Here is an 11,412-nt window from a genome sequence, read left to right on the forward strand (position 1 = left end):
TCCACCATGTCCAGCCCCGTTGTCGCCATCGCCTACCACTCCGGATTCGGCCACACCACCGTCGTCGCGGAGGCCGTCCGCGCCGGTGCCGAGGGCGCCGGTGCCAGCACGCACCTGATCAAGGTCGACGAGATCACCGAGGCCGAGTGGGAGCTCCTGGACGCGGCGGACGCCATCGTCTTCGGCTCGCCCACCTACATGGGCACCGCCTCCGGCGCCTTCCACGTCTTCGCGGAGGCCTCGTCGAAGCGCTGGTTCAGCCGCGCCTGGCAGGACAAGCTCGCCGCGGGCTTCACCAACTCCGCCTCCAAGAGCGGCGACAAGCTGCACACCCTGCAGTACTTCCAGACCCTCGCCGCCCAGCAGGGCATGCACTGGGTGAGCCTCGGCCTGCTCCCCGGCTGGAACTCCACCGAGGGCTCCGAGAACGACCTGAACCGCCTCGGCTTCTTCTCCGGCGCCGCCGCCCAGACCAACTCCGACGAGGGCCCGGAGGCCGTGCACAAGGCGGACATCGCCACGGCCGAGCACCTGGGCCGCCGGGTCACCGAGACCGCGCGGATCGTGGTCGCGGGCCGGGCGGCCGTGGCTGCTTGAGGCCGGGCGTGCCGGGCGGCCGTGGCTGCCTGAGACCGGGCGTGCCGGGCACGCTCTGGGCGCCGGGGCGCTGACGAGGCTGTGGACTTCGGGGGCTACGGAGACTGACGACGCAGACTTCGGAGCCGTCCCTCAGAAGCCGAAGTCCTGCGTCCACCACGGGCCGCCCGGCGCGAAGTGCGCGCCGACGCCCAGCGTCTTGTAGTCGCAGTTGAGGATGTTGGCGCGGTGGCCGGGGCTGTTCATCCAGGCGTCCATGACGGACTGGGCGTTGGCCTGGCCCCGGGCGATGTTCTCGCCGCCCAGGTCCTGGATGCCGACCTTCTCGGCGCGGTCCCACGGGGTCGCGCCGTCCGGGTCGGTGTGCGCGAAGAAGTCCCGCTCGGCCATGTCGGCGCTGAAGTCCCCGGCGAGGGTGGCGAGCCCGGGGTCGGCGGCGACCGGTCGGCAGCCCACGTTGGCCCGCTCCTGGTTGACCAGTGCGAGCACCTCGGCCTCGGCCGTGGTCTCGTCGGCCGACGGGTTCGCGGGCGTGGGCGGGACCTTCGGCTTCTCGGGGGCCGGGCGGCTCGGGGCCGGTGACTTGTCCGGCCGGCCCGTGCCCGAACCCTTGCCGGTGTCCTTGCCGTTCTTGCCCGGCCCCTCGCCCTTCTCGGCCTCGTCGCGCTTGCCGTCCCTGTCGTTCTTGCCGCCGGTCTCGCCGGTGCCGTTCCCCGGCTTGGACGGGGTGGTCGAGGGCTTCCCGGACGGCTTCTGCGACGGCTTGGTGTTCGACTCCGACGGGGTCGGGGCCGGGGTGTCGGAGCCGCGGCCGGGGGTGGCCCGGCCGCCGTCGGCGCTGCCGTTGGCGCCGCCCTGGGGGTCGAGTCCGGACGGGGAGCCCGCGGTCCGGACCGCGCCGGGGGTGTCGCCACCGCCCAGCGTGTAGTTGTCGCCGCCGGGTACCAGGCCGGAGGCAACCGCGACGGCGCCCATCGCGACGGCGGCGGAGACGCCGAGCAGCCCGGTGCGCACGGGCGCGGAGGCGCGACGCCTGCGCCGGTGCGAGCTCCCGCGCCTACGGCCCGCAGCGCCGGTCGCCGCATTCGCGGAGGTCTCCGCGGTCGAGGTCCCGAAGAGATAGGCGTCGGACGAGGCCGCGTCGTATCCCTCGAATCCCCCGTATTCCGCGCGCCCCCGGTAAAAGCCGTACGCGCCGGAGTTGTTCTCGTACGCGCCGGATCCCGCGGGACCCGAAAAGCCTGCGGAAGCCGAAGGGTCCGCAGCATCCGTGAGGCCGTCGGAATGATCACGGAGTTCGGAGTGCTCGGGGTGATCCAGGTGATCGGAATACCCGGAATGATCGGCGCGGCCGGTGGCGGCGCGGCCGGCGGCGGAGCGTCGGTGGCGTCCCATCTCCTGGCCTTTCGTCCTGACGCCCGGCATCGGCTCTGGGCGTCGTTCTGACCGTCGACATCACTCACCCATACGGGTGAGGCTCGTCGAGTCGCGACTGTACGCGATGGCGCAAGGGGGCGAAGTGCTCCCTGAGCAATTGGCCGGTTAGCGTGCACCTTATGAACGAAGAAGTCCGGCTCACCGCCTGGGTGCGCGGCCGTGTACAGGGAGTGGGTTTCCGCTGGTTCACGCGGGCCAAGGCGCTGGAGATCGGAGACGTGAGTGGCTTTGCTCTCAATCTCGACGACGGCCGGGTGCAAGTCGTCGCCGAGGGTTCACGTGAGCGCTGCCAGCGGCTCCTCGACTGGCTGCGTACGGGCGACACACCCGGCCGCGTCGACGGTGTGACTGAGATCTGGGACACGCCCCGGGGTGGCTACGACGCGTTCGCCATTCGCTGACGCGGGGGCGGTCGACGGGGCTCCGGCGGGTGTGGCCCAGGCACCTGCCCGGGGCAGGAAAGACCTGGTGATTGCCAAGAAGGGCTTGCCGTGGCAGGCTCCGCGGGTAAGGATGATCTCGACGCCCCCAGGGCCCCGCCGCAGAGGCAGCGCCGCAGTTCCACGGCCGCGCGCCCCCGGGTTGCCCGTCAATACGGGGCGTGATCGTGTTGACCGTCAAACTTTTTGGTGAGACTCTGGAAGCCCCGCGCACCTTAGCTGTTTGGCATGTGAGAACGGCCAAGTAACACCCAGCAAGAACAGAAGAGTGCCAGGCACCGCGGGTGCGATTCCCTCACGACCCACACCGATTCGGTCGGTCACTCAGTGTGGAGGACCACTCATCATGGCAAAGGCGCTTCTCGGTTACGTCGGCGGCAGCGACCCGCGACTCCTCGCCGAGATGCGACGGCTCCAGCAGCGCGTCCAGGACCTGGAATCCGAGCTCGTCAGGATCCAGGCGGAGAACGACACGCTGGCGGCTGCCGCTTCTCACGACGCGCTCCTCGAGAGTCTCGACGTACCCCAGGCGGAGCCTGCGCTCACCTGACCCACGCCACCTCGAGCCCACGGCAACGGACTTTCCTGCCACGCGTGGTCAGGCTGCCCGTCATAAGCCGCTGAACCAGAGAGATCTGTTTGATCGAATAGATCCGAGAGATCCGCGATAGATCCGAGAGATCTGCAAGGGACGCTTCGGCGTCCCTTCTTTCTTTCCCTGCTCCCGTGCCCGGGCCTTGCCCGCCACCGTGCCCATGCGGGGCCTTACACCTGATGTGCCCTGCACCTTCCGCCGTGAAACTGGTCGCACGTTCCTCGGTGAACTCACCGAGAAAGGTAGAGTCACGCGGCGTGCACCTCAAGGCCATGACACTGCGCGGTTTCAAGTCCTTCGCGTCGGCCACGACGCTGAAATTCGAACCGGGCATCACCTGCGTCGTCGGACCCAACGGATCCGGCAAGTCCAACGTGGTGGACGCGCTGAGCTGGGTCATGGGCGAACAGGGCGCCAAATCGCTGCGCGGCGGCAAGATGGAGGACGTCATCTTCGCCGGGACCACCGGCAGGCCCCCGCTCGGCCGCGCCGAGGTCTCCCTCACCATCGACAACTCCGACGGCGCCCTGCCCATCGAGTACGCCGAGGTCACCATCACGCGGATCATGTTCCGCAACGGCGGCAGCGAGTACCAGATCAACGGCGACACCTGCCGCCTGCTCGACATCCAGGAACTGCTCTCCGACTCCGGCATCGGCCGCGAGATGCACGTCATCGTCGGCCAGGGCCAGCTCGACTCCGTCCTGCACGCCGACCCCATGGGCCGCCGCGCCTTCATCGAGGAGGCCGCCGGCGTCCTCAAGCACCGCAAGCGCAAGGAGAAGGCGCTGCGGAAGCTGGACGCGATGCAGGCCAACCTCGCGCGCGTGCAGGACCTCACCGACGAACTGCGCCGCCAGCTCAAACCCCTGGGACGGCAGGCCGCCGTCGCCCGGCGTGCCGCCGTCATCCAGGCCGACCTGCGCGACGCCCGCCTGCGACTGCTCGCCGACGACCTCGTGGGCATGCGCCGCGCCCTGAACGCCGAGGTCGCCGACGAGGCCGCGCTCAAGGCCCGCAAGGACACCGCCGAGGCCGAGCTGAAGACGGCACTCCAGCGCGAGGCCGTCCTGGAGGACGAGGTGCGGCGGCTCAGCCCGCGGCTCCAGCGGGCCCAGCAGACCTGGTACAAGCTGTCGCAGCTCGCCGAGCGGGTGCGCGGCACGATCTCGCTCGCCGACGCCCGGATCAAGAGCGCCCGCTCGGCGCCCGTCGAGGAGCGGCGCGGCCGCGAGCCCGAGGACATGGAGCGCGAGGCCGCCCGCGTCCGCGAACAGGAGGCGGAGCTCGAAGCCGCCCTGGAGGCCGCGCAGTACGCCCTCGACGACACCGTCACCCACCGCGCCGACCTGGAACGCGAACTGGCCGCCGAGGAACGGCGCCTGAAGGACGTGGCGCGGGCCATCGCCGACCGGCGTGAAGGCCTCGCGCGGCTCGGCGGGCAGGTCAACGCGGCCCGGTCGCGGGTGGCGTCCGCGCAGGCCGAGATCGACCGGCTCGCGCTCGCCCGCGACGAGGCACGCGAGCGCGCGGTCGCCGCGCAGGAGGAGTACGAACAGCTCAAGGCGGAGGTCGACGGCCTGGACGCGGGCGACGCCGAGCTGGGGGAGCGGCACGAGGAGGCCCGCCGCGCCCTCGCCGAAGCCGACGCCGAGGCGACCGCGGCGCGCGAGGCGGTCACCGCGGCCGAGCGGAAGCGGGCCGCCGTCGCCGCCCGGCACGACGCCCTCGCCCTCGGCCTGCGCCGCAAGGACGGCTCGGGCGCGCTGCTCGCCGCCCGCGACCGGCTGACCGGGCTGCTCGGTCCCGCCGCCGAACTCCTCAGCGTGGCACCGGGCTTCGAGGTGCCGGTGGCGGCGGCGTTCGGCGCCGCGGCGGACGCCATCGCCGTGTCGACGCCCGCATCGGCTGCAGAAGCGATCCGCCTGCTGCGCAAGCAGGACGCGGGGCGGGCGGCACTGCTGCTCGCGGGCGACCAGAGCGGAGCGGCCGGGGGCGCCCCCGGCGACGTACCGCAGGAGGCGCGCGGCGAGGGACCCCCGTATGCCGCCGAACTCGTGCGCGGTCCCGCCGAGTTGCTGCCCGCCGTGCGCAGGCTGCTGCGCGGCGTGGTCGTCGTCGGGTCGCTGGAGGATGCCGAGGACCTGGTGTACGCGCACCCGGAGCTGACGGCGGTCACCGCCGAGGGCGATCTGCTCGGGGCGCACTTCGCGCAGGGCGGGTCCACGGGTGCGCCGAGCCTCCTGGAGGTGCAGGCCGCCGTCGACGAGGCGGCGGCCGAGCTGACGGAACTGGACGTTCAGTGCGAGGAGTTGGCCGAGGCGCAGGAGCGCGCGGGGGAGCGGCGCAGGGAGTGTGCCGCGCTCGTCGAGGAGCTGGGGGAGCGGCGGCGCGCCGCCGACCGGGAGAAGTCGGCCGTCGCGCAGCGGCTCGGGTCGCTCGCCGGACAGGCGCGCGGCGCCGCCGGTGAGGCGGAGCGGTCGGCCGCCGCGGCCGCCAAGGCCCAGGAGGCCCTGGAACGGGCCCACGTGGAGGTCGAGGAGCTGGCCGAGCGGCTCGCCGTCGCCGAGGAGGCGCCCGCCGACGAGGAGCCCGACACCGCCGTGCGCGACCGGCTGGCCGCCGACGGTGCCAACGCCCGCCAGACGGAGATGGAGGCGCGGCTCCAGGTGCGTACGCACGAGGAGCGCGTAAAGGGCCTCGCCGGGCGCGCCGACTCCCTCGACCGCGCCGCCCGCGCCGAACGCGAGGCACGCGCGCGTGCCGAGCAGCGCCGGTCCCGGCTGCGGCACGAGGCCGCCGTGGCCGAGGCCGTCGCCTCCGGCGCCCGCCAGCTGCTCGCCCACGTCGAGGTCTCCCTGGTCCGCGCGGAGCAGGAGCGGGCCGCCGCCGAGCGCGCCAAGGAGGTGCGGGAGCGGGAGCTCGTCGCCGAGCGGAACCAGGGGCGGGAGCTGAAGGAGGAGCTGGACAAGCTGACGGACTCGGTGCACCGGGGCGAGGTGCTCGGCGCGGAGAAGCGGCTGCGGATCGAGCAGCTGGAGACCAAGGCGCTGGAGGAACTCGGGGTGGAACCCGCGGGGCTCGTCTCCGAGTACGGGCCCGACCAGCTCGTGCCGCCCTCGCCCCCCGCCGAGGGCGAGGAGCTGCCCGAGGACCCGGAGCACCCGCGCAACAAGCCGGTGCGCTACGTCCGCGCCGAGCAGGAGAAGCGCCTGAAGTCAGCCGAACGGGCGTACCAGCAGCTCGGAAAGGTCAATCCGCTGGCCCTTGAGGAGTTCGCGGCCCTGGAGGAACGCCACAAGTTCCTCAGTGAGCAGCTGGAGGACCTCAAGAAGACCCGCGCCGACCTGCTGCAGGTGGTGAAGGAGGTCGACGAGCGCGTCGAGCAGGTCTTCACCGAGGCCTACCGGGACACCGCGCGGGAGTTCGAGGGGGTCTTCAGCAGGCTCTTCCCGGGTGGTGAGGGGCGGCTGATCCTGACCGATCCCGACAACATGCTCACCACCGGTGTCGACGTCGAGGCCCGGCCGCCCGGCAAGAAGGTCAAGCGGCTCTCGCTGCTCTCCGGCGGCGAGCGGTCCCTGACGGCCGTGGCGCTGCTCGTGTCGATCTTCAAGGCGCGGCCCAGTCCGTTCTACGTGATGGACGAGGTCGAGGCGGCGCTCGACGACACCAACCTGCAGCGGCTCATCCGCATCATGCAGGAGCTGCAGGAGGCCTCGCAGCTCATCGTGATCACGCACCAGAAGCGGACGATGGAGGTCGCGGACGCGCTGTACGGCGTGTCCATGCAGGGCGACGGCGTCTCCAAGGTGATCAGCCAGCGGCTGCGCTAGCCGCGTTCCTCCCGGGTCGCCGTCCCCCTCAGGCCGGCGCCGGGGCAGCTCCAGGCCTGCTCCACGTCCGGTTCACTCATCCGGCTCACCCTGTGTTCACATCTTGAACACAGGGCAACTTTCCGCTGCCTCAAACTCACAGTTAACGAACTATTGACTTCGTAACTTGAAGACATAGTCTCTGCAACGTTGCTTTTACCTTCAGGTGGTGGGCGGCGTGAAGTTGTGCGCCACTTGAAGAGCTCTCACCCCCACCCCGGCAACGCAGCCGGTGGCCCGAGGAGTACACGTGACCAGCACAGCGCAGCCGCCGCAGCCCGGGGCCAGGGAGGCCCACCCGGACCATCTCGGCCATGTCATCTTCATCACGGCCGCCGCCGCGATGGGTGGCTTCCTCTTCGGCTACGACAGTTCCGTGATCAACGGCGCGACCGTCGCCATCCAGGACCGGTTCGACGTCAACGCGGACATGCTGGGCTGGATCATCGCCACCGCCCTGCTCGGCTGCGCCGTGGGTGCCGCCATCGCGGGCCGCGTCGCCGACCGGATCGGCCGCATCCGCTGTATGCAGATCGCCTCGGTCCTCTTCGCGGCCAGCGCCATCGGCTCCGCGCTGCCGTTCGCCGCGTGGGACCTGACGGTGTGGCGCTTCATCGGCGGCATCGGCATCGGCATGGCCTCGGTGATCGGCCCGGCCTACATCGCCGAGGTCGCGCCGCCCGCCTACCGGGGCCGGCTCGCCTCCTTCCAGCAGGCCGCCATCGTCGTCGGCATCGCCGTCTCCCAGCTCGTCAACTGGGGCATCCTGAACATGGCGGACGGCGACCAGCGCGGTGAGATCGGCGGCCTCGAGGCCTGGCAGTGGATGCTCGGTGTCATGGTGGTCCCGGCCGTCCTCTACGGCCTGCTGTCCTTCGCGATCCCCGAGTCCCCGCGCTTCCTGCTCTCCGTCGGCCGTGCGGCCGAGGCGAAGAAGGTGCTCGCCGAGGTCGAGGGCACCACCGTGGACGTGGACGCGCGCGCTGCCGAGATCGAGCGGGCCATGCACCGCGAGGACAAGTCGACGTTCAAGGACCTGCTCGGCGGCAAGTTCGGCTTCCTGCCGATCGTCTGGATCGGCATCTTCCTGTCGATCTTCCAGCAGCTCGTCGGCATCAACGTGATCTTCTACTACTCGAACCAGCTGTGGCAGTCGATCGGGCACGACCCGAGCAGCTCGTTCCTGTACTCCTTCGAGACCTCGATCGTGAACATCGTCGGCACGGTCATCGCGATGATCTTCGTCGACCGGATCGGCCGCAAGCCGCTCGCCCTGATCGGCTCGGCCGGCATGGCGGTCGCCCTGTTCACCATGGCCTGGGCGTTCTCCTACCGGACCGGCTCCGGTGACGACGTCTCGCTGCCGCACGGCCAGGGCCTGGTCGCGATCATCGCCGCCAACGCCTTCGTGCTCTTCTTCGCGCTGTCCTGGGGCGTGGTGGTCTGGGTCCTGCTCGGCGAGATCTTCCCGAACCGGATCCGCGCCGCGGCGCTCGGCGTGGCCGCCTCCGCCCAGTGGCTCGCCAACTTCGCGATCACCAAGACCTTCCCGAGCATGTCGGAGTGGAGCCTGACCGGCTCGTACATCATCTACGGCGCGTTCGCCGCGCTCTCGATCCCCTTCGTCGCCAAGTTCGTCAAGGAGACGAAGGGCAAGACCCTGGAGGAGATGGGCTAAACCCCGCTGCCCCGCTCCTCTTGAGGAAGCTGCCCCGGCCCGAGGACCGCAAGGTCAGTCCTTGAGCCGGGGCAGTACGTTTGCGCCGAACAACTGCAGGCTCCGCCACCCCTCGTCCACCGGCATCCCGCCGACGAGGGGATGCAGGACCAGGTTCGCGCCGCCCTCCGCGAGGGCCACGCACGCGTCGGGTGTGAGGACCCGGTACACGCCCTCGGCGCGCAGCTCCGTGACCGTCGTCGCCGCTGAACGCACCGCCGAGCGGATGTCGTTGGACTGCCAGGAGGCGTAGGTGCGGGCCTCGTGCAGGAAGTGTTCGCCGTAGGTGGCCCAGGTGCGGTCGGGGTCCTCGCTGAGGTGCAGGAGCGGGGTCTCGGGGGCGGGCATCATCGTCCAGCCCTCGGTGCCGTACTCGGCGCGCCGCTCGTCGTAGTACGCCGCCAGCTCCGGCAGATGCGCGCTCGGGAAGAAGGGCAGGCCGAAGCGGGCGGCGCGGCGGGCCGCCGCCCGTGACGAGCCGCCGACCAGGAGCAGGGGATGCGGGCGGGTGTGCGGGCGCGGGGTGACGCGCACGGTGCGGCCGCGGTGGCTGAACTCCTCGCCGGTCCACGCCTTGAGCAGGGTGTCCAGGAGCTCGTCCTGGAGCTTGCCGCGCCGGGTCCACTCCACGCCGAAGGCCGCGTACTCCTCGGGCCGGTAGCCGATCCCCGCGACCGTGACGAGCCGGCCGCCGCTCAGCAGGTCGAGTACGGCGATGTCCTCGGCGAGGCGCAGCGGGTCGTGCAGCGGCCCGATGATCGCCGAGACGGTGACCGCGATGCGCCGCGTCGCCCCGAACACGGCGCCCGCGAAGGCGAACGGCGAGGGCAGCCAGTTGTTGGTGGCGCCGTGGTGCTCCTCGGTCTGGATGGTGCTCACGCCGTGGTCGTCGGCGTACGCGGCCATCTCCAGGGCGGCCCGGTAGCGGGTGCTGAGGGTGTCGGGTGTGGCCGAGGGGTCGACGAGGTTGAAGCGTACGACTGTGACGGGCATGCGGAACGTCCCCCTTCACCGGGACGGCGAGCCGCGGGCAGCGGGCCGGGTGCGGCGAAGGGGGACGTTAGCTGACGCAGTGTCAGATCACCAGTGGTGTACGGCGGTCGGGGCTCACGCCTTGGCGGTCGCCAGCTCCGGCTCGGCCGCGGCGTCCGTCTCGGGGAGCGGCTGCCGCGGCAGCAGGGCGTACAGCGCGCCCGCGACCACGATGGTGACGAGCCAGCCGAGGCCGTTGCGCCCGATCCAGGACGTGGCGAGCGGGCCGCTGAACCAGTCGACCTTCGTGAACAGCAGGCCCACGACCAGCGCGACGGCCCAGGACGTGAGGGCCTGCCAGGCGAAGCCCGCCTTGTACCAGTAGGCGCTGGTGCGCGTGGTGTCCATCAGCGCGGCGCCGTCGTAGGTCTTCCGGCGCAGCATGTCGATGCCGAACACGCCGATCCAGGCGGAGAAGGCGACCGCGAGCAGCGTCAGGAAGGAGATGAACGAGCCCATGAAGCTGGTGGCGACGTTCATCAGGAGGTAGCCGAAGATCAGGCTGATGACGGCGTTCACGCTGACCGCCCACGCGCGCGGGACCTTGATGCCGAGCGTCATGGCGGTGAAGCCCGCCGAGTACATCGACATCGAGTTGATCAGGAGCATGCCGATCAGGGCCATGATCAGGTACGGCACCGCGATCCACGTCGGCAGCAGGTCGCCGAGGAAGGCGACCGGGTCCTTCGCCGAGGAGAGCCCCGGCTGCGAGACGGCCATGACCGCGCCCATCAGGACCATCGGGACGACGACGATGGCGGCACCGCCGACGGCGTGCCCGACCAGCGGCCTGTTCGAGGCCGTGCGCGGCAGGTAGCGGGTGAAGTCCGGGCCCGTGGGCACCCAGCTGATGCCGCCCGCCGCGATCGTGCCGATGCCCGCGATCATCATCGCCGTGGAGCCCGCGGGCTTGTCGAAGACCTGGCCCCAGTCGGTGTCGGTGAGGAGATAGACGAGCACCAGGACGCTGAACGCGCCGAAGAGGTACGTCGACCAGGTGCTGCACACGTGCAGGACCTTGCGGCCGAGGCCCGAGATCAGGAACGTGGCGGCGACGAAGCCGAGCAGCGTGATGACCTTCAGCGCGGTGTTCTGCTTCACCCCGAAGCAGATGTCGAGCACCGTGAGGATCGCGTACGCGCCCGTGACCGCGTTGATCGTCTCCCAGCCCCAGCGCGCGACCCAGATCAGCGAGCCGGGGAAGAGGTTGCCGCGCTGGCCGAAGACCGCGCGCGAGAGTGTCATGCCCGGGGAACCGCCGCGCTTGCCCGCGATGGACACGAGGCCCACCAGGCCGTAGCTCAGGACGGGGGAGACCAGGGCGACGACCAGGACCTGCCAGAAGTTCAGGCCGTTCGAGACGATCAGGCCCGCGCCCATCGTCAGGAGCAGAACGCTGATGTTGGCGGCGACCCACGTGGGGAACAGCTCTCGGGTCCTGCCGTGGCGCTCGGAGTCCGGGACGGGCTCAAGGCCGCGGGTCTCCAGGGCGCCTTCGTGTTCGGCCGTTTCGGCGGTGGTGCTCATGAGGGGTGGTTCCGTGCCTCTCGCTCGGCTTGCGTCGACATCGTCGCCGGCCGGTGGGGGTGAGCTGGGTGAATCAGCAGATGGGACTCTACGCGCGTTGACGCGGCCTCTTCCATCGTACTTTAGTCCGAGTAATGGCGGCTAGTGGCCTATGTCCTTTGGAGGAAGGCACAAGGGGGCTGCCCGAAGAGC

General features: G+C 70.9%; 8 protein-coding genes. 5 read left to right on the forward strand and 3 right to left on the reverse strand.

Annotated features, from left to right (window positions below; all coding sequences use genetic code 11):
- Positions 1 to 6: 6 nt before the first annotated feature.
- Positions 7 to 597 (forward strand): flavodoxin family protein, encoded by a 591-nt coding sequence (locus IE274_RS34450; RefSeq protein ID WP_190119871.1) that lies wholly within the window; start codon positions 7 to 9, stop codon positions 595 to 597.
- 132 nt (positions 598 to 729) lie between these two features.
- Here the strand turns inward: IE274_RS34450 and IE274_RS34455 are convergent, their stop codons facing one another.
- On the reverse strand, positions 730 to 1,611 hold the full coding sequence (locus IE274_RS34455; protein WP_307821972.1) for a CAP domain-containing protein: 882 nt from the start codon (positions 1,609 to 1,611) through the stop codon (positions 730 to 732).
- A 542-nt stretch (positions 1,612 to 2,153) separates the two neighbouring features.
- On the opposite strand from IE274_RS34455, the gene IE274_RS34460 reads away from it, so the two are divergent.
- The 4 genes from IE274_RS34460 to IE274_RS34475 all read left to right on the forward strand — a co-directional run bounded on the left by IE274_RS34460 (position 2,154) and on the right by IE274_RS34475 (position 8,622).
- Entirely contained in the window at positions 2,154 to 2,435 is a 282-nt protein-coding gene (locus IE274_RS34460; protein ID WP_190119873.1) for an acylphosphatase, read from the forward strand.
- 385 nt (positions 2,436 to 2,820) lie between these two features.
- Positions 2,821 to 3,024 (forward strand): hypothetical protein, encoded by a 204-nt coding sequence (locus IE274_RS34465; protein ID WP_190119874.1) that lies wholly within the window; start codon positions 2,821 to 2,823, stop codon positions 3,022 to 3,024.
- 302 nt (positions 3,025 to 3,326) lie between these two features.
- Positions 3,327 to 6,905: a chromosome segregation protein SMC gene (smc, locus tag IE274_RS34470; protein ID WP_190119875.1), complete on the forward strand. Its 3,579-nt coding sequence runs from the start codon at positions 3,327 to 3,329 to the stop codon at positions 6,903 to 6,905.
- 289 nt (positions 6,906 to 7,194) lie between these two features.
- Positions 7,195 to 8,622, forward strand: coding sequence for a sugar porter family MFS transporter (locus IE274_RS34475; protein ID WP_190119876.1), 1,428 nt, complete (start codon positions 7,195 to 7,197; stop codon positions 8,620 to 8,622).
- A 54-nt stretch (positions 8,623 to 8,676) separates the two neighbouring features.
- Here the strand turns inward: IE274_RS34475 and IE274_RS34480 are convergent, their stop codons facing one another.
- Positions 8,677 to 9,654 (reverse strand): LLM class flavin-dependent oxidoreductase, encoded by a 978-nt coding sequence (locus IE274_RS34480; RefSeq protein WP_190119877.1) that lies wholly within the window; start codon positions 9,652 to 9,654, stop codon positions 8,677 to 8,679.
- A 114-nt stretch (positions 9,655 to 9,768) separates the two neighbouring features.
- Positions 9,769 to 11,220 carry a purine-cytosine permease family protein gene (locus tag IE274_RS34485; protein ID WP_190119878.1) on the reverse strand — a complete coding sequence of 484 codons (1,452 nt, stop codon included), beginning with the start codon at positions 11,218 to 11,220 and terminating at the stop codon, positions 9,769 to 9,771.
- Positions 11,221 to 11,412 lie beyond the last annotated feature (192 nt).

Source organism: Streptomyces flavofungini (assembly GCF_014650815.1).
GTDB classification, from domain to species: Bacteria; Actinomycetota; Actinomycetes; order Streptomycetales; family Streptomycetaceae; genus Streptomyces; species Streptomyces flavofungini.